The sequence below is a fragment of the Paenibacillus sp. YIM B09110 genome (assembly GCF_037167145.1).
Lineage (GTDB): Bacteria > Bacillota > Bacilli > Paenibacillales > Paenibacillaceae > Pristimantibacillus.
The window spans coordinates 308,620-329,232 of the sequence record NZ_JBANSP010000006.1 but is presented as its reverse complement, the minus strand read 5'-3'; the positions used below and the strand labels follow the sequence as shown (position 1 = coordinate 329,232).

Genomic DNA, 20,613 nt, shown 5'->3' with positions numbered 1-20,613 from the left:
TAACTGCTGTTTAGTGACTTTTGGGTGGAAATCATACAGTCAAAACTTGCATTCTTGCGCCATACAGCCCGCCGACGTCCATTTGATTGTACCAAATCCAATCAAACCCTGAATTGGTCTCGCTCTTAGTCATTTGATTGGAAGAAATCCATTCAAAATGGCCAGTACACCTCAAAGGAAGCCGTATGAACCGGAACCGGACGCTCTCCGCTTTCGTTTCTTATTTCTTCTTAGGGTGAGCATTACGGAATTCAGACGGCGTGACGCCGTATATTTTTTTGAACATCCGATGGAAGTACGAGCTGCTCGTGTAGCCGGTCTTCTCGGCAATGTCGGATACGGAGTATTCGGTTGTTGTGAGCAGCTCCTTGGCTTTCTCCATACGGACATGATTAATCATGTCGACGATGGTGGTAAGCGTCTGCTGACGGTAGACGCGGCTGATATGATAGGAAGACATGTTCAGCTCGTCCGCGACAAAGTTTAAGCTAAGGTTCGGATCATTGAAATGGGTTTCAATAAGATGCGTAATTTTCCTTATGAGATCCTCTTGCTTGCCGCTGCGCTTCTCGACCAGCTTGGATTTCAGTAAGTCGAAAAATGTGAAGTACGCTTCCGTCATCTCTTCGAGTGTTTCGAAGTCTTCGATTTTAGGTACGGCGAGCTCAGCGTTGAAGCCCAGCTGCAGCGAGCCGTTCCGCTCGATTTCCTTGAGCATGTTGCCTAGAGCGACGGTCATATGCGTAGCCGCCGAATGAACGACACGGATTGGATACGGCGCGGTTTCGCCGATGATTTCCGTGAACAGCGATTTGGCTTCGTCCGTCTTGCCTGCGATCAACGCATCGATCATTCGTTTCTCCTTGCCTACCGGGAAGGAATAGTCGACGCCCTCAGAGAATTGAAGCGATTCCGTTTCAATTACCGCGCTTCTGCCCTGGAAGAAGCGGTGGAAGGAGGCTTCTTTGGCTTGCTTATACATGGCATGAAGCTGGTGCGGGTCGTCGGTAATAGGCGTTACTGCAACAGAAATGCCGATATGAATGTACTCGAGGCACGCAGCCTGAACTTCACTGAGCATCGCATGAAGCGGCTCTGATTCCGCGAACGCGGGATCTGCGACATTGAGCAGCATAAGGATGCTGTCATCTTCCAGCTCGATAGAATCGACGCTGAAGTTCTTGGAGCAGACTTCCGTCGCGATATTCATGATCGCGAATTTGTACGTGAGCAGATCTTTGGAATTATGTTTCTTCAATTTCTCGAACTGATCGATGCGCAGATAAATGAGCAGATAAGGCTTCGTGAAATCGAACGAAATATCTGCCCGTCGCAGCTTATCCAGCTGCACCTGCGGATCGAACTCTTGAATCTGAACAAGCTTGTGCAGAACGTTCTGGCGTATCGTATAGCTGCTGTTCCTTCGTTCGGACTCGAGATCCGCCATGCGGCTCTCGATCTTGTTAATCGGCACGTACAAGTAGCGGGAGAGCAGCCAGGAAAGAAACAAGCCCGCGAGTAGCACGGAGGAGGCGATAAGCAGCGTTGTAACCCTCACCGACTTCATTTCCTTGACGATCTCTCCATATGGAGAGATGCGGACGTAGTGCCAATCATATTGAGGAGAAGAGGTACGCGAGATTAACGATTTGACGCCTTCGAAAGATGCTATCGTGTATCCGGTATTTGATTCCCCTGGCGCTGCTTGTATAAGCTCGAAGTCTTGCTCGCTTAGTTGCAACGGCTTAAGATCTCCCACGGAACGCACGATATCCCGGTCATCCAATAGCAGCGTGCGCGCAGAGCCGTCAATCATGTCGCTCTCCAGCTCTCCGTTAATCCAGGAGGCCGAGATGTTGACGACTACAGCCGAATTCATTTGTTGGTTGGAGCTGATGGCATCGTAGCATAGATACGTGTAGACACCTATATCCTCCGCATTCGAATTGGCTGCCTTGATGATCCTTGGAATCGGCGTGAACGGCTTATACTCCTGATAGCGGCCCAGAATGTCCATAATGCCCGCATCATTCACTTCGCTTTGTTCAAGAATACCGCTTTGACCTGTCTGAGCGGATATATAGAAGCGATCCTCGGTCGGATTATATACATAGATGGACTGGATATAAGGCATAGTCGCCAAGTAGTTGCTGATATCAATCATGACGGCCTGTTCGTCAAAAGCACTCGGATTCTGATAATAAAGCACTTTGGCAATCGCGCTGTTCCGATAGATTTGGAAAGCAACCGATTGTGCGCTTTCCGTCGTTTTGGCTACGGCTTGTCCGGTCTCCCTTAGATTGCTGAGATCCGACTCATAAGCTTTATCCTGAAGTATGCGGGTGAATGAAAAGTAATACACGGACGAGCTGATCAGCAGCACCATTACGATGCTGAGTGTAATGCCGAGCAGTAATCTGACGTATAGTTTGCCGTTTCTTCTGATCCTGTTCAAACGCAATGAATACTCCCCCTTAATCTCTAAAATGTTTCATTGCTGCGGGTGTACATTTCTGCTCAATTATAGCCTGTGCACAGTGTATTCGGTAGTAGAGCGTTCCCTACTTTATGCATAAATTCAACTTTTGGCTGTGAACAAAATTGCTTTGTGTGAACATTTCAGTGAAATAAGCTGCGCCGTGCGGGTATTTGTCGAATAATGAACGATGCACACAACCGTTCACATGAAAACCGCATCTTTGTTCACTAAGTACAGCATGTTGTTATAGTGCAGTGAAGTTTTCGATTATAAACTGGTTGGAGAAAGGTTGCAATAGAAAAAGATTGGAGTGAGGAGAAGCGATGGAAACTAGTTCGCATTGGCATGAGGAAGCGTGGTCGAGAATTGCGAAGAAGGTTGCAAGCACCAGCTTGCGGATAGGTGACGGATTTCCTCATGCAAGCGTCGAGGGGAAGTATAAGCTCGAGCCGGCTTCATGGTGGACGGCCGGCTTCTGGCCGGGTCTGCTTTGGCTCGTGTACAGGGATTCAAATGACGAGCATCTTCGGCAACTGGCCGAATCCTGCGAGAATCAGCTGGATCAGGTCATTCTTGATTATGACCGTCTGGATCATGATATTGGATTCATGTGGACGCTGACGAGCGTGGCGAGGTATAAGCTGCTCGGGGATGAACAGGCTCGGCGTCGTGGACTGCTGGCTGCTAATCTGCTGAGCGGACGTTTTAATATGCAAGGGAAGTTCATACGTGCTTGGAATCCTTGGAAGCCCGGCGATCGCAACGAAGGGTGGGCGATTATCGACTGCATGATGAATCTGCCGCTGCTTCTATGGGCGACGGACATTACCGGAGATCCCAGGTATAAGCATATGGCGGTTGCGCATGCGGATACGGTGCTGCAGCATTTCATTCGGCAGGACGGCTCAGTCAATCATATCGTCGAGTTCGACCCGGAGAGCGGAGAGCGTCTGCGTGTTCATGGAGGACAGGGCTACTCGCCAGATTCCGCTTGGTCGCGAGGGGCGGCATGGGCGCTGTACGGCATGAGCCTGGCTTTCCGTTACACGGGCGAAGAGCGCTACCTGGATGGGGCTAAGCGCGTAGCTCATTTCTTTATCGCGAATCTGCCGGAGGACCATGTGCCGCATTGGGATTTCAGGACGCCTCCAGAAGTGGTCAAATATCGCGATTCCTCTGCAGGAGCATGCGCCGCTTCGGGGTTGCTGCTGCTCGCGAGGCTCGTTAAGGACGAGGAGCGGTCGCTGTATTATGAAGCGGGCGAGCGGATGCTGCATTCGCTGTATGCCAACTACGGAGCATGGGACCGCAGCGACGAGGAAGGTCTGATCCTGCACGGCACGAGTCATTATCCGGAAGGCAGAAACATTGATGTGCCGCTTATTTACGGCGACTATTTCTTCGCCGAGGGCATCGCGCAATTGAATGGGCACGACGACCTATTCTGGTAGAACGAGTCGTTAAGGAGAGGAGAGATGCGAGTATGACGAAATATGGCAAGCCATTGCCGATCCAATCGAATCCGCTCGCGACGAGAGCGGATATGCAGGATGCGCTGCGCCAGCTATGCGAGCCGCTGGTTCCATATTACAGCGAAGGGAAGGCCCATCTGAAGCTGGGGGAGACCGGTTCGGGCTGCACGAGTGAAACCGCCGAGATGGAAGGCTTCTCGCGCGTGTTATGGGGACTGGCGCCGCTGGCTGCCGGAGGCGGCGATTCCGGGCTGTGGAAGCTCTATACAGAAGGAATACGGAACGGAACGAATCCCGGGCACGAAGAATATTGGGGAATCGTGAACGATTACGATCAGAAGCTGGTAGAGATGGCGTCCTTCGGGCTTGCGATGGCTATGGCGCCAGAGCAAGTGTGGCAGCCGCTCAGCGATGTGGAGAAGGGGCGTTTCTTCGACTGGTTTAACCAAATAAATGAACGTCCGGTTTACGACTGCAACTGGCTGTTCTTTCTCGTCATGGTCAATCTCGGCTTCAAGAAGCTTGGACTTCCGTATGACCGGGAGCAGATGAACGCGAATTTGGATCGAATCGACGCGTTCTATTTGTCGGACGGCTGGTATTCGGACGGCATCGGCGGCCATTGCGACTATTATGGACCGTTCGCGATCCATTATTACGGTTTGATCTATGCGGAGTGGATGGGGGAGGAAGATCCGAAGCGGGCAGCGCTTTATAAGGAAAGGGCGTCGGCTTTCGCGAAGGACTTCATTTACTGGTTCGCGGGCGACGGCTCCGCGCTGCCTTACGGACGAAGCCTAACGTATCGTTTCTCGCAGGCGGCCTTCTGGAGCGCGCTTGCTTATGCAGGCGTGGAGGTGTTTCCCTATGGCGTCATGAAGGGCATTGTACTGCGGCATTTGCGCTGGTGGTTTGCTCAGCCGATCTTCGAAGCGGACGGCAGGCTGTCGATCGGTTACGCCTATCCGAATCTCGTCATGGCGGAAAATTACAATGCGCCGGGATCGCCGTATTGGGCGTTCAAAACGTTCCTTCCGCTTGCGCTGCCGGAGGAGCATCCGTTCTGGCAGGCAGAGGAGCTGCCGCTGCCTGAGCTGAACGAGCGCTCCTTGCAGCGGTCGCCGCATCTAATCATTCAGAGGCAGGAAGCCAGCAATCATATTGTCGCTTTCAATGCAGGACATCCCTCGACGAACGAGCATACGCATACGGCGGCCAAATACGAGAAGTTCGCTTATTCCAATCAATTCGGCTTCAGCGTGCCGCGGGCGGAATGGGGGCTTGCGCAAGGAGCGTACGATTCGATGCTTGCGCTTAGCGAAGGCGACCGGATCTATCGGGTGAAACGGAAAGCAGAGCAGACGTTGATCGAGCCGGGCGTGATCTATACGGTATGGAAGCCGTGGCTCGATGTCGAGGTGCAGACATGGCTCATAGTCGGCGCGCCATGGCATGTGCGCATTCATCGTATCGCCTCCAGCAGATATCTCGATGCCGCTGACGGCGGGTTCGCGCTCGGCGTTGAAGATCGGCAAGGGAAACGAACGCTGCAAGAGGGCAAGGAGCAGGGCGGAGCGCTGGCCGTATCCGCTTTAGGCGCAAGCGGCATCCGGCTGCTCTTCGGCAGCGGGCAAGCTGAGCTTGTCCATCCGAACGCGAATACGAATGTGCTGTACGCGCGGACGGTCATTCCGACGGTGACAGCCAGCTTGCAGCCGGGCGTCCATTGGATGGCGACCGGCGTATATGGAAATCCCGGAAGTAAGACGAGAGACTGTGCAGAGGAATGGGAGACTGCGCCTCGAGTGGACTATGAGAACGACAGCTTTAACGTGTATATAGGCAAAGAGAGCATTTATAAACTAACGAATGTTGGCATAGAGAGGATTGAAGCATAAGCAATGGGAGCAGAAAAGAAACCAACAAGCGCTTGGCTTAGCGACGTGAGCGTATTTCGGGTGAATCGTCTCGATGCCCACTCGGATCACCGGTATTATCGCACGATGGAGGAAGCGGAGGCGGGAGCGCCGATGGCGCTTAGGCATGAGCTGAACGGGAGCTGGAAGTTCAGCTATTCGGGCAGAGCGGAAGCGAGAGAAGCTTTATTTTATGACGTAAATTATGATCACTCGGAGTGGTCGGACATTCAGGTTCCGGGTCATATTCAGCTGCAAGGCTTTGCCTCGCCGCAATACGTCAATACGATGTACCCGTGGGACGGATTGGATGGCGCGCGTCCTCCCGGGCTTCCTAAGGAGAACCCCGTCGGCAGCTATGTGAAGGCGTTCGAGTTGCCTGCGAATATGGCGGGCCAGCCGGTCTATATTTCGTTCCAGGGCGTGGAATCGGCGTTCTACGTCTGGCTGAACGGCGAGTTCGTCGGTTATGCGGAAGACAGCTTCACGCCGTCGGAGTTCGAGCTGACGCCGCATGTGCGCGAGGGAGAGAACAAGCTTGCCGTAGAGGTGTATCAGCGGAGCACGGGAAGCTGGCTGGAGGATCAGGATTTCTGGCGGTTTTCGGGTATTTTCCGCGATGTGTACCTGTATACGATTCCCGAGCTGCATGTGCAGGATGTGCGCGTTCGGGCGGAGCTGGACGATTCCTATTCGCAAGGCGTGTTAACCGTGGATTTGCAACTGATGGACAAGATTCATTCGGCTGCTCAGGCGCGAGTGGAGCTGAAGGATGCGGCGGGCATTACGGTTGCTACCGTAACGGGGCAATTCGGGAACGGTTCGCTCACATTGACCGCTGCTGCGGGTAAGGTTCAGCTATGGAGCGCGGAGAAGCCTTATTTATATCGGGTCTATATTTCGGTATTGAATGCCGAAGGAGAATTGGTAGAGGCGATTGTGCAGAAGGCCGGCTTCCGCAGGTTCGAGATGATCAATCGGTTAATGTGCTTAAACGGTGAGCGGATCGTATTTAAGGGCGTTAACCGCCATGAGTTCAATTGCCGCAGCGGCAGGGTGGTGACGAAGGAAGATATGCTCTGGGATATCGCGACGCTTAAGCGAAACAACATTAACGCTGTGCGTACGTCCCACTATCCGAACCAGACGTTATGGTACGAGCTGTGCGACGAATACGGCGTGTACGTCATCGATGAGATGAACCTGGAATCGCATGGTTCCTGGCAGAAGATGGGGGCGGTCGAGCCTTCGTGGAATGTGCCGGGCGATAGGCCCGAATGGCAGCCAATCGTCATGGACCGCGCGATATCGATGCTGGAGAGGGACAAAAACCATCCGTCCATTCTCATCTGGTCATGCGGCAACGAATCGTACGCGGGCGAAGTTATCCTGAATGTATCTAACTATTTCCGCGAGGCGGATCCGAGCCGATTGGTTCATTACGAGGGCGTGTTCCACAATCGCGATTTCGACGACACGAGCGATATGGAAAGCCGCATGTACGCGAAGCCGGCGGATATCGAAGCTTATTTGCAAGGGAATCCGGCGAAGCCTTACATTAGCTGCGAGTATATGCACGCGATGGGCAACTCGGTTGGCGGACTGCACAAATATACGGAGCTGGAGAGCAAATACCCGATGTATCAGGGCGGCTTCATCTGGGACTATATCGATCAGTCGCTTGTGAAGACCAATCGTTACGGCGAAGAGTACTTGGCGTACGGAGGAGACTACGACGACCGTCCAACGGACTATAGCTTCTGCGGCAACGGCATCGTGTTCGCCGATCGGAAGGAGACGCCTAAGATGCAGGAGGTTAAGTTCCTGTATCAGAATATGAAGCTTGAAGTGTCGCGCGACTCGGTTGCTATCAAGAACGAGAACCTGTTCGAGAGCACGGAAGGCTTAAGCCTGCGAATCCGATTGTACCTTGAGGGCGTGGAGGTATTTGCCGGAGAGAGCGACGTCTTCGTAGCGGCTCAGGAAACGGGACATATACATTTGAAGTTGCCGGCGGAAAATTGCAGCGAGGCTGGCGAATACTGCTTGCACGCTGCGTTAGTATTGAAAGAGGACGAGCTGTGGGCAGAAGCGGGGCATGAGGTCGCGTTCGGGCAACATATTTATCGGGTAGAGTCGCAAACTGTTGATGCAGAGCAGGCGTCCGGGGAACTGACGGTTATCGAGGGAGACGTTAATATCGGTATAACCGGAGTCGGCTTCGCTATGCTGTTCTCGAAGCAAGCCGGCTCGATCGTATCCTTGCGGTATGGCGACGGAGGCGAGATGATCGCCGCGCCGCCAATGCCGTTGTTCTGGCGGGCGACGACGGATAACGACAAGGGCTACAACCAAGGTTTCCAAGCGGGAGCTTGGTATGCGGCAAGCTTGGCTCGCCGTTGCGAGAGCGTCGAGCTAACCGAAGAGGCTGGATCGGCAACAGTTGCTTATCAGTACTCGTTCAGCATTAGCCCGGATGTGCGGGTGAGCGTAGCCTACACCGTATTCGCAGACGGACGTCTTCGCGTTCGCTCGCGGTACATCGGTGCCGAGGGCTTGCCGAACTTGCCGATCTTCGCGTTAACGTTCAAGATCCCGGCTGATTATGATCGTTCGGAGTGGTATGCCATGGGGCCGGAAGAGAACTATATCGACCGCGCGTTCGGTGCGCGTCTCGGCGTATTCGAGCGACGCGTTGACGAGCTGCCATCCAGCTACCTGGTGCCTCAGGAATCGGGCAATCGGACGGGCGTGAGAAGATTATCGATTACCGACGCTGCCGGAGCGGGCCTCAAGATGAGCGCCGATCCGCAAGCTCCCGTGGAATGCACGCTGTCGCCATACACCGCCTTCGAGCTGGAGAATGCAGCCCATGCATGGGAGCTGCCGAATATCCATTATACGGTCGTGACCATTGCCGGCAAACAAATGGGCGTAGGCGGCGATGACAGCTGGGGAGCGCCAGTGCATGATGAATACTTGATTCCGGCAGATAAAGAAATAACGTTCGAGTTTACTTTGAGCGCTGCCGGGAAGTAAGTGTCTTACTGGGCATGAAGGACCTCATTCACCACCTAACCGTGGCGGATGAGGTCCTTTCGTTTTTGTAATCCGTCATGTCATGGCATATCGAATATGTTCTATCGAGGCGCTATAATAGAAGAAAGAGAAAAGTCGGAAATAAAGGAGCGACAGCCGTATGGGGAAAATGCTTGCAAGCCTGCGCAAAGGATTTGGCAAAAAGCTCGTGTCGCTGCATTCGTGGAACGGATGGATCGTCGTCCTATTGGCGCTTACGGGGCTCATTCTCGTTGGCGGCTTCTGGCGGGGCATTCTCGGCGAAGGGCGCGTGTGGATCAAGTGGCTGCATATCGTTGTCGGTATCGCCTCGATTGTGCCGGTGCTGTACTACTTGCTGTTAGCGGGCAAGCATTGGAAGCAGCTTAAGGATAAGCCTGCCCAGCGAGCAAATGTAATCGTTGTGCTGGCTCTGCTGCTAGGCTGGTTTTTGTCGGGTGTACTGCTATGGCAGTTCCGGGCAGTCGGGCCGCGCGTCTCTAATGTCGCGTTGGTCGTCCATGATCTGCTTACGTGGGTCGGCCTGCCGTATATCATTTATCACTCGCTCACTCGGGTGCGATGGCTCAAGGAGCCGAACCGCCGGACGATTAAGCGAGGCGATGAGAGGGAGGCAACTGCGGCTGCAGGAGCGCTGCATCCCGCAGCGCCACAGCCGGTGTATACGCGCCGTTCGTTCATACGCGGCGCAATCGGAGCGGGGCTTGCCGTCACGATCGGGCCTTCCTTCCTGGAGTGGGTCGGCGATTCGCTTGGCAACTTCGGCGTCGGCGGCAGCGAGTCGCTCGAGAAGTTGATCGAGAACGATGGCAACAGCCTCGTTCCCGCGCCGCAGCCGCTTCCGGCATCGTCGCCGCCGCTCGGCGGAGGAGCCCAAGGGCAATTCCGCGTGTACACTGTCACGCCGATCCCGACTTTCACGAACGAGAACTGGTCGTTCACGGTAGACGGACTCGTCGACCGCAGTTTCAAGTGGGACTGGAAGCAGTTCGTCGCGCTGAAACGCGAGGTGCAGGTGAGCGATTTCCACTGCGTAACAGGGTGGTCGGTGTATAAGAATACGTGGGAAGGCATCAAGCTGAAGGATCTGCTGAAGCAGGCGGGGGTGAAGACATCCGCCCGTACCGTGAAGTTCTATTCCGGTGACGGCGTATACACGGATACGTTAACACTTGAGCAAGCGGATTTGGACGATGTGCTCGTCGCCGTTATGCATGACGGCAAGCCGATCCCAAGCGATCTTGGCGGTCCCGTAAGGCTGATCGTGCCCAAGATGTACGCCTACAAGTCGGTCAAATGGCTAAACCGGATCGAGCTCATTGAAGGCGAGCATGTCGGGTATTGGGAGCAACGCGGCTACTCCAACGATGCTTGGGTGTAAGGGGCTGTCTTTGAGGTGTGCCAGCCTTTTGATTGGATTTCATACAATAAAAAGGCTGAGAATGAGAAGATTTCTAAGTTTGATTGGATTTCGTGCAGTCAAATGGACGGAAAAAGGCTGCTGAGGACTGAAGCGCCGGTTTTGGCTGTATCATTTCCACTCAAAAGCCACTTATCAGGCAAGCAGTTCCGATTAGCCTGTATGAATTACAGGCTAATCTTAGAACGTAACAAGCTTATAGCGTTAACCCTCCGAATTGGAGAAACGGACATGAATGGACACGATTTCCGACCTTGAGCCGATGCGGATCGGTGGCCCCCAGAAGCCGTAGCCGGAAGTTACGATGGAGTGCAGCCGACTTTTCTGCAAGTGGCCCCAATCATTCTCGAACAACCGGTCCGTTATTAAATTGCCGGGCGCGATTTGTCCGTGATGGGTATGGCCGGATACCATCAGATCGATGCCTTGCTCCTCCGCGATATCCAGCTCGACCGGTTGATGCTCGAGCATAATGGTCGGCCCTGTACGATCGATGTCTTCCGTCAGGCGGGCAAGATCCGCTCGCTCCTTGTCGCTGTAATCCTTGCGCCCGACGAGCGTCAGCCAACCGCCAAGCTGGATCGTCTCGTCATACAGAATCTGAATCCCGCTCTCCTCTATAAGCGCGATCAGCTCCTCGGTCTCGCCTTTGAACCGGTCATGATTGCCGAGAGAGGCGAACACGCCGAGAGGGGCTTCGAGCTCCGATAAAATATCGCCGATGCCTTTATCCTTATAAGGCACAATATCGTCATCCACAATATCGCCGGGAAATAACACGATGTCCGGTTTTAACGCATTTATTTCCTTCACCATTCGCTGCGCATGCGCTTTTCCCGATAAATAGCTGAAGTGCATATCGGCCGCCATCACGATATGAAGCTCGCCGTTCGCTGGTCCTTCTTTGTCGATAGAGATGTCATAGGAACGGACTGTCGGACTAAAGGCATTAAAGCTTCCGTAACCGAGCAGAACGACCATCAGAAGCAAAGTGGCGACTCCCGACCACTTTTGGACGGAATGGCGCGGCAGCCGTGTCAGCTTCGTAAGCCAGACCGTTAGGTGAACGAGCGGAAGGAGCATAATCAATAAGCTGAATAAAGCCAGCCAATAGCTGCCGATGACGCTTAAGATCGTTGAGCCTGCTACCATTCTGGAGAGAAAGAGAGAGCTTGCCAGAAAGACGAGCGCAATAATATAGACGAGCCGGAATCTGCGAGATACCGCCGGCTTGATCCACGACCAACCGCTCCAGCCGATATAGAATACGATGAGGGCGTACAGAATGATAAATACGAGCCCGATGACGATAAACATAGAGACCTCCTTATAATGTTACGGCTTGCTGTCCAGGTTTCGTGCTGCGGCTTGCATGAGCTCGTATATTTTGCGCGCCGTGTTGACATTGCGTACCGTCGTTTGCTGGTAAACCTTCGTGCCGATGATTTTTCCCATGCCGCTCTTGCCCGCATTGACGCGGTCGTACGACCATAGTATGGCGCCATGGACATAGATAACGCGGTCGATCTGAGGCTTGATGGTCAGCTTCTCGAGCACGGACTCTTCATTGATCCCATCCCATAAGTAGAGCACGTCACTCTTCATGTTCGCATCATTCGTCCAGCTATCCGGCAGCTTGTCCATAATGGCTTTGATTTCGTCCAAATGCCGCACCATTACTTTGATGGTTAGGCCGAAGTCGGCCGCTATCGCTTCCTCCAGCCTCTCGCTTAGCTCCTGGGCGAGGCGAGAGCCGTCCGTAAATACGATATTGCCCGTATTGATGTAGGTCACTACATCGGTTAAGCCAATTGCTTCGAACGTTCGCTTAAGCTGCTTCATATCGATTTTGTTGTTGCCGCCTACGTTAATGCCTCTAAGTAACGCTACGAATACCATCTTCAGACCTCCTGTGTTCGCCTAATCGATCAATTGGAAATAGTATACTCGGAAAAGATAGAGCGAACAATGAATCGGTTGAATAGTAGGCGGTCTTTTCCAAGCATAAGAAGAGCTTACAGCCGCAAAATAGACGAATCAATCAGGTACAAACGTCGTGCCATGACCTATCCCCCAAAAATACACTGTTAACTGAATGGGTAATATATCCAACGAAATGGCAGGAGGGGATGAATGCTTTGGCGGTCAGAAGAAGAAGACTTACAGTCGAAGAACGAGTCAGCAGACTTGAGTTGCCTATAAAAGCTAGAAGAATAGCTCCGAGAGCGGTAACCAGCACTAAACTTGCAAGATATGCGGTTACTTCAAGAACAATATCACCTAATGTCATACCCTCTTTAATTTCGCACCCCACTTTTAACAGAACGATCGTCTCCGTATTACCGAATTTAATTGCAACTCCCGCATTTGATAAAGTTGTCCGTTCCGTGCTGCCAGAGCTTATTTCACATCCTACCTTTGACAGCGCAGTTCGTACCGTACTGCCGGGGCTTGTATCAACGCCTGCATTTACACAAGCCATTCAAGCGGCAAAAATTATTGAACCAACGAGAGAGGTAGAAGCCTCAGGAGCAATTGGCCCGCAAGGAGCAACTGGAGCTCAAGGGGCTGCTGGCTCACAGGGGCAACAGGGAATACAGGGAATACAGGGACAAGCGGGTCCCCCAGGCATTGTGGATGTTCGATTTGCCGGAAGCAGTGAGCCTGTTCCTTTGACGGAAAACCAGGCAACGACTGCGTTAACCCTGTCTTCTATTGTGCTTGGAGCCAATCAAGTCGTGAAACTGGATGCTTTTGCAAATGTGGAATTTACAAATATTCTAAGTTATTCGGTCAATAGCTTCCTATCAAGAAATCCGAATGATATTATCGCAGTTAATAATGAAGCCATTGTGCCGGGGCCGAATCAACCTCCACTCGAGCAAATTACCGTGACGTCTAATCTCACTTGGGTCGACAATCCGGGACCGGGTACGTACAATTATTCATTTACCATTAAAGGGCTGGCTACATCTGCAGGAGACGCCGGGGGATCGATAAATACCCGTGCTGTTACAGCTACGGTTATAAATACGAATGGTACTATTTAACCTGAATTACAATTCAATAAATCTAAATAAATTTAGGGATATAGATATACAGGAATGTCGAGATTTAATCGCGTCTTTAAAATAGCTGCAAAGAAGGCCAGAACTTCTCATCTGAGGATTCTGGCCTTTCCTAACTATAGGGAGCAGACTATGAAGATTCGATTAGAAGGAATTAACTTGCTGGCGAACAATGTATAGGTATGTTGATTCTTGATTCCCACTCCATATACATTTTTTCTATCGCGACATAATTCGACAATATTTGTACCCAAATTCTGTTATATTACTTTAGCATTCTATCATGCAATTTCATTTGTATCGATAGAACTAAGTAAATAGGAAGATAACACTGGCGATCACTCGATCATGGTTGAATACTCCTATATATAGACTGAAGGGGGATGCCTGGAAGCGAATATATAGCAAGTAAATAGAACTAAATACATCCTTCAGGAGGTCATACTTTTTGCAAAGCTTAAGAATGAAAGATTTATTTGTTTTTAGAAACTATTATATTTATGCAATCTTAGTTGCTGCGATAGCAGCCTTTGTCCTAATGGGCGAGCAGACTCTAGCAGCACCTGCTGCACCGATTAAGGGTGAATATATACAGCCTGACGGAACGGTATTTACTGCTCAGAAAGTAGGCGACGAGCATTTTAACTGGACTGCTGCAGACAGCGGTGCCGTAATTGTACAAAACGAAGATGGATATTGGTATTATGCAGAGAATAAAGGGGGTAAGCTGGTTGCCAGTAAGAATAAATTCGCAATTCATAAGCAACCGTCTCAGGTTCTGTCTTCAAAGGACGTTACGCCTCTTTATCAGAATAACTTAACGACACGTGACGAAAGCAATGGTCTTTCTAAAGCTCCGGTCATTGTAAGCGGAGAAATTAAGACTAATAAAAATCTAACGAAACCGCACCCGTTGCTGGTCGTATTGGTTGAATTCAACGACATCTCCTTATCGACCACGGAAGCCGACTGGAGTAATCTTATCTTTGGAGCGATAGGGAAGACGGTCAACACTTTTTATAAAGAAAACTCGAGCAATAAGTTTTACTTTTTGCCCGCCAATGAAACATCTGGCACGACAAATAACGGTGTTGTAAAGGTTACGTTGGCTAAGAACCATCCAGATACGGCTGAAAATACAAGTTCCGTAAATCGTCAATTGGTGGCAGACGCTCTCCGAGCGGCAAATCCCCAAGTGAATTTTGCATCATATGACTCAAACAAGGATGGACATATATCCTCTCAAGAGCTACATATTGTGACGATTATTGCAGGTCAAGAGGCGGCATTCTATGATTATGAATATAGCGGTATTCCAAGCGTATGGGGGCATCAGTGGACTGAAGAGACTTCCAAGGCTCCGGTAATCGACGGCGTAAAGATCTTGAACCACGCCAAGGACGGCAGCTATACGCAATTTGGCGAAATGCAGGGCGATCACCAAGCAACCGTCGGTATTATTGTACATGAGCTAGGCCATGATCTGGATCTACCCGATTTATATGATGTAGATGGGGATTGGGGAGAAGACACAGGCGGAGTTGGCGATTACAGCGTAATGGGCGCGGGTTCTTGGACAATGGTTGCAGGGGAGTATTTTGGAGCGACACCAGTTCACTTCGATGCTTGGTCGAAACTATTTTTAGGCTTCGAGAAACCAATGGATCTTGCTTTTGGCTTTGATGCATTGGTGACACTAAATGCTATCAATACCGAAGATCTTGATAGCTACAATATAATCAAAGTGCCGACAATAGATCCAACTGAATATTTTTTGTTGGAGAACCGCCAACAAAAAGATTATAGCGGTTTTGACCAAGGACTATTCTTTTCATCGAATTATCCTTCCTACTATCCCTATTTCTCAAGTGGGATTGCAATTTGGCATATAGATTTAGATATACTTACTAACAACTTTTATTCAGTGAATGCAACATTCCCGCTTGGTGTAGAATTGGTAAGTTATTATGGATATCCTGATGATCCTTTCTATAGACTCGGTTCAGAACTGAATGATTTTACAAATCCTAATAGTAGGCTTAATAACAATCAAGCTTCGGGCGTTACTATCAGAGTAAAATCCGAATCTTCTCCCAATATGTTGGTAGATGTGGACTTTGAGACTATAACGGTTTCGGAACTAACTCCTGTCGAAGTGAAATCCAATACGCTTAAGCTTCAATGGCCTTCATTAAGTAATGCTACTAAGATTAGCGTTATGCAACGAGAGGAGTTCGGAGAGTGGACGGTTGCTAAGACAGACACAATTTTGACTACTGCAACTTCAGCGACGGTAAGCAATTTGAAGCCTAATAGTTATTATGAATTCCAGCTTATAGTTTCTGGAGGGATTAATGCAGGTCCTTCCAATATCATTGCGTTAGAAACATACGGTATCAAGCTTTTAAGCTTTACTAATACCGGAAAAACAGATCGAACAGCATCGTTTAAATGGGAAGCTGCTGCAAATGTGTATACCTATTTCATCCAACAATCGAGTGATGGAGGACAGACTTGGATAGACTCAGTAACTAATGAATTAACGGCAGAATCGACAATGGCAACGGTAACGGGGCTTTCTCCCAATTCCGCTTACCAATTCCGACTGTTCGTTGTTGGTGGAATAAACCGTGGCGAATCTAATGCCGTTACATTAACAACGCTTACAAATCCGATTTCAAATCTGGTTATAAGCGCTGTGAGTGGTAATTCTGCTGACCTGAGATGGACCGCACCAGTCGGAGCATCAAAACTGATTGTCCAGCAGTCGTTGAACGCAAAAACATGGACTAATGCTGCGACAGGTAATTTGAACGCAAATGCTAGTGAGGCAGAAGTAAATGGCTTACAGTCGGGAACGTTATATTACTTCCGGGTGCTTGTAACAGGGGGGCATAATGATGGAGTATCTAACGTAGAAGATGCTGTTACCGCTAGTGTTCCAATATCTGAACTTAGTGTGAAAGGGATTACAACAAACACAGTTGTTCTGTCATGGCCTGCGGCAATTAGAGCAAAAACAATTTATGTCGAGTATTCGGTAAATGGTGGCTTAAGCTGGAAGGAAGAAGCGCTTAAAGTATCAGGATCAGCTAAGACAGCTACTGTAAAAGGGCTGCTTCCTAATACCGCTTACCAATTTCGCTTGAAAATAGCTGAAGGAGCTAATATGGGAACGTCCAATATTGCAGAGGGCGTTACAAAGCCGGTTCCTTTGAAAAATTTTGCTAGTACGGGTAGAGCCAATTTGAAAGCTACATCGGCCGAGTTTAGATGGCCAGGAGCTATTGGAGCGACTGAGATTGAGATCCAGCTGTCGACGGACGGAAAAGCATGGAATGTTGTAGCGCTTGATAACATTAATTCTACAGCTATAGTTGCAACAGTTACGGGTCTGACTCCAGCGACAAAATATTTTTTCCGTTTGAACGTTATTGGCGGTCAAAATGAGGGCCAATCAAATAGCGTGACGGTAACAACGATTCCATTGCCGCTGTCGGATCTTTCGGTAGATGAAGGCGAGACAACAGGAAGCAAGATTACGTTGAACTGGAAGGCAGCAGTTGGAGCTAATAAATTAGTCATTCAGCAATCGTTGAATGGCAAGTCTTGGACAAACTCGAAGGTAATGGTGCCGTTAGTTCCAAGCGCTGAAAGTGCTGTCGTTACGGGACTTGTAGTAGGAACGGATTATATATTCCGTATTACGGTAACGGGCGGTCAAAATGCAGGGACTTCGAATCCAGTAGGGGAGCGCACACTCATTGCGCCGATCGATTCGTTGAAGGTTAACTCTTATACTTCGAATAGTGTATCGCTAGCATGGAGTGCGGCATCTAAGGCGACTGCAATACAATTGCAGCAATTAGTTGGAGGCGACTGGGTACCAGTTGCTGGAGTGAGTATTTCGGCATCCGGGAAGTCTATAACGATTAAAGGACTGACTCCGAATACGAGTTACGCTTATCGCATATTCGTTACAGGCGGAGGAAATGAAGGAGAGTCGAATGAGGTGGAAGTACGGACGAAGTCACTTTCGATTTCGGGTTTCACTTCAACGAGTAAGACGGCCTATACCTCAAGCTTCAAGTGGAAGGAAATAACTGGGGCTGAACAGATTTATATTTTGTATTCACTTGATGGGAAGATTTGGTCTGAAGTTTACATTGCTGCTGATAGTATTACGACTACGGTTGACGATCTAACTGCGAATCAAAGCTATAAGTTCAAACTCGTGGTTGTAGGCGGTCAGTATGAAGGGGAATCAAGTGTAGTAACCGTAAAAACTAACCGAGCTTAGGCTAGAAATATATTAGTAAATGAAGGAGGTGTACCAAAAGCCATAGGCTATGGGCACCTCCTCATTATGTTCTTAGCTCGGAAAGGAATGAGTGAATAATGAATCGATCGCGCGGGTATGGCCGATCAGTGGTCAGAAGAACAAATCATGCTGCTGTTATATGCATATTTCAAGGCTTGTCATACTATATTTAACATGGTACATATTGTAAGGCGCGAAATAAAGGATGAAGGGAGAGATTGAGCGATGTGGGAGAGGAAAGAGCTGAAGCAGAGAGCCAAGGAGGTGCTGCGCACATCGTATTGGAAGGCTTTTCTGGTCAGTATTATTCTCGTGTTCGTCACTGGAGGCGGAGGCAGTCCGTCTAGCTTCAACTTTGGATCATCCCGTTCCACCGGCCCGGACGTAGACTGGGAGTTTGTCGGTCCGATCATTGCGATCGTCATTTTCATTTTTTTAATCGTCTTCGTATTCGCGCTCGCGTTCCGTATTTTTCTCTGTTTTCCCCTTGAGGTCGGTTCGATGCGCTACTTCAAGCAAGCGGCGGAGCATGAGGTGAATCTCAACCATCTAGGCTATGCGTTCAACAAGCACAGGTATTGGGATATCGTGAAAGCGATGCTGTGGAGAACGTTCCTGAACCTCCTATGGTTTCTGCTTCTGATTATTCCGGGAATCGTGAAATCGTACGCATACAGCCTGGTACCTTTCATTTTGGCGGACAACCCGAACATCGGCTATCGGCGCGCGGTGGAGCTAAGCAAGGAAATGACGCGGGGACATAAATTCCGTATCTTCGTGCTCGATCTAAGCTTTATTGGCTGGCTCCTTCTCGGCGTAATCGTATTGTTCGTTGGCGTCCTGTTTGTCATGCCTTATATTTACGCCACGAAAGCGGAGCTTTATCTGGCCTTGCGCCAAGAGGCGCTGAAGAGAGGCTTAACATCGGAAGAAGAGCTGTGGCTGAATCAGACGCCAGTATTCTAAATCCAAGTAGACACGAGTGTTAAACAGAGTAGCGGAGACTTGACGTCCGCTGCTCTGTTTTTTTGCGGTAGTGGTATAATCACATTAGACTGACGGATTTAGAAGGGTGATAGTGATGAGTGTAATTCGTTTGGAGAATGTGACTAAGAAGTATGAAGACTCCCTGATCATTCGCGATATTTATTTTCGCTTGAGCCAAGGGGATCGCATCGGGCTGATCGGACGGAACGGTGCCGGCAAGTCGACGGTGTTCAAGCTGATCATGGGCAAAGAAGAGCCAACGTCTGGAAAAGTGGATATAGATCCGAAGGTTAAGATCGGTTACTTCTCTCAATTCTCGGAAATGACCGGCAGTTTGTCGGTTCAACAAGAGCTGGAGCTGTGCTTCGAACAGGTGGCGATTATCGAACGAGAGCTGCAGGAAGTGGGGGAAACGCTGGGGCTGGTGACCGACGATGGCGAGATGGAACGGCTGCTCGCGAGACAAGCGGAACTTTTTGAACAAATGGACCATTTGGACGGCTGGAATGTTTCTGTCGAGATTAACACGGTTCTTACGAAGCTGGGGTTCAACGATAGATCCCGCAATCAGCCTATCGATGAATTGTCGGGAGGCTGGAGAAACCGCGCGGCTCTAGCTAAGATGTTAATCGAGCTGCCTGATGTCGTCTTGCTTGACGAGCCAACGAACTACCTGGATATCGAAGGGATAACGTGGTTGGAGCAGTGGTTGTATCGGTTCAACGGCGCTATGATTCTAGTGTCCCATGACAGGCAGTTCATAGACAAAGTCGTTACGCGAACCATTGAGATCGAGAACTATCATTTTCAAGAATATGAAGGCAATTACACCGATTACGTCCGCAAAAAGAAAATGCGCAAAAAAGAGCTGGACCGCCAGTTCGAGTGGGAGGAAGAGCTTCTGCTCATGGAGTCCGAAGCGATCGACAGCCGCGCGAGCAAGAAGAAGTCGAAGGACCGGCTTTCCCGTCAACTGGCTGACAACAAGAAGCGTATCGAGCCGCATCCCGTGAACGTGCTGATTACCGATATTTACGAAAAGCTGCGTTTTCCCGATAAGCTATGTGAAGTGAAGAGCATCGGACAGACCTACGACGGTCGGACGATCTTCGAGAACGTCAGCTTCGATATCCAGAAGGATGACCGTTTAGTCATCGTAGGGCCTAACGGAAGCGGAAAATCGACGCTCATTAAGGTGCTTACCGGGCAGGAAAAACCGGAGTCCGGCGAGGTGACCTGGGAGAAGGGTGTAGGCTACGCCTATTTCAACCGGATGTGGGACGAGCTTGATCCTAAGGATACCGTTAGCCATGCGGTCAATACGTACGGTTTAGGATTGGATGCGCCTCGTAAAAAGGTGAACAAGTTCTTATCCATGCTGCAATTCTCGGAGATGGATCTAAGCAAAACGATCGGCAATCTTTCCGGCGGACAGAAGGCAAGGGTTGCCCTTGCTAAATGTCTTCTCTCCGGAGCCGCCGTCATTGTATTGGATGAGCCGACCAACCACTTGGATCTAACGAGCATACAGGTTATGGAACAGGCGTTGATCCATTTTCCCGGCGCCGTCATAACGGTCAGCCATGATCGGTTCTTCATCGACAAAATCGGGACGAAGATGCTGAGCTTTGACCCTGTGTTAGGTATAACGGAACAAAGTTTGTAGGGGGATCTCGTAGCTTTAGAGGCGGTTCTTGTTGTTTGGTGTAATAGGACGAATGAATCGGAAGGTGAAAGGCGCGAAATGAAGAATGAACAATATCGTTTCTTCAAAATGGCTCCTGGAACGCATATACGATCCGGATATTGTGATCATGGAATGTTGCTTCCTTATGGGCAAACCGGATGCCGTCCGTGAAATATATGAAACTT

11 protein-coding genes are annotated in these 20,613 nt (G+C 50.1%); 8 read left to right on the top strand and 3 right to left on the bottom strand.

The window, feature by feature from the left end; translation table 11 throughout:
- Nucleotides 1-220 precede the first annotated feature (220 nt).
- Nucleotides 221-2,461 (bottom strand): helix-turn-helix transcriptional regulator, encoded by a 2,241-nt coding sequence (locus tag V8F51_RS12255; RefSeq protein WP_337100515.1) that lies wholly within the window; start codon nt 2,459-2,461, stop codon nt 221-223.
- A gap of 341 nt (nt 2,462-2,802) precedes the next feature.
- Here V8F51_RS12255 and V8F51_RS12250 point away from each other — a divergent pair, with 341 nt between their 5' ends.
- The 4 genes from V8F51_RS12250 to V8F51_RS12235 all read left to right on the top strand — a co-directional run bounded on the left by V8F51_RS12250 (nt 2,803) and on the right by V8F51_RS12235 (nt 10,326).
- A complete protein-coding gene (locus V8F51_RS12250; protein ID WP_337100514.1) occupies nt 2,803-3,930 on the top strand; it encodes a glycoside hydrolase family 88 protein in 1,128 nt (375 codons plus the stop codon).
- 32 nt (nt 3,931-3,962) lie between these two features.
- Nucleotides 3,963-5,849, top strand: coding sequence for a DUF2264 domain-containing protein (locus tag V8F51_RS12245; RefSeq protein WP_337100513.1), 1,887 nt, complete (start codon nt 3,963-3,965; stop codon nt 5,847-5,849).
- A 3-nt stretch (nt 5,850-5,852) separates the two neighbouring features.
- The gene (locus V8F51_RS12240) at nt 5,853-8,906 is read left to right on the top strand and encodes a glycoside hydrolase family 2 TIM barrel-domain containing protein (RefSeq protein ID WP_337100512.1); all 3,054 of its coding nucleotides are present in this window, start codon (nt 5,853-5,855) and stop codon (nt 8,904-8,906) included.
- A gap of 160 nt (nt 8,907-9,066) precedes the next feature.
- Complete coding sequence (locus tag V8F51_RS12235) at nt 9,067-10,326, top strand: molybdopterin-dependent oxidoreductase (protein ID WP_337100511.1); 1,260 nt, start codon at nt 9,067-9,069, stop codon at nt 10,324-10,326.
- A gap of 243 nt (nt 10,327-10,569) precedes the next feature.
- Here the strand turns inward: V8F51_RS12235 and V8F51_RS12230 are convergent, their stop codons facing one another.
- Nucleotides 10,570-11,682: a metallophosphoesterase gene (locus tag V8F51_RS12230; RefSeq protein WP_337100510.1), complete on the bottom strand. Its 1,113-nt coding sequence runs from the start codon at nt 11,680-11,682 to the stop codon at nt 10,570-10,572.
- 18 nt (nt 11,683-11,700) lie between these two features.
- Nucleotides 11,701-12,264: a DUF1697 domain-containing protein gene (locus tag V8F51_RS12225; RefSeq protein WP_337100509.1), complete on the bottom strand. Its 564-nt coding sequence runs from the start codon at nt 12,262-12,264 to the stop codon at nt 11,701-11,703.
- A gap of 230 nt (nt 12,265-12,494) precedes the next feature.
- Here V8F51_RS12225 and V8F51_RS12220 point away from each other — a divergent pair, with 230 nt between their 5' ends.
- The 4 genes from V8F51_RS12220 (at nt 12,495) to V8F51_RS12205 (ending at nt 20,407) form a co-directional block, all read left to right on the top strand.
- A complete protein-coding gene (locus V8F51_RS12220; protein ID WP_337100508.1) occupies nt 12,495-13,415 on the top strand; it encodes a hypothetical protein in 921 nt (306 codons plus the stop codon).
- A gap of 466 nt (nt 13,416-13,881) precedes the next feature.
- Nucleotides 13,882-17,733 (top strand): fibronectin type III domain-containing protein, encoded by a 3,852-nt coding sequence (locus V8F51_RS12215; protein WP_337100507.1) that lies wholly within the window; start codon nt 13,882-13,884, stop codon nt 17,731-17,733.
- Nucleotides 17,734-17,979: 246 nt separating this feature from the next.
- Nucleotides 17,980-18,720 (top strand): DUF975 family protein, encoded by a 741-nt coding sequence (locus V8F51_RS12210; RefSeq protein WP_337100506.1) that lies wholly within the window; start codon nt 17,980-17,982, stop codon nt 18,718-18,720.
- 115 nt (nt 18,721-18,835) lie between these two features.
- Nucleotides 18,836-20,407, top strand: coding sequence for an ABC-F family ATP-binding cassette domain-containing protein (locus tag V8F51_RS12205; RefSeq protein WP_337100505.1), 1,572 nt, complete (start codon nt 18,836-18,838; stop codon nt 20,405-20,407).
- Nucleotides 20,408-20,613 lie beyond the last annotated feature (206 nt).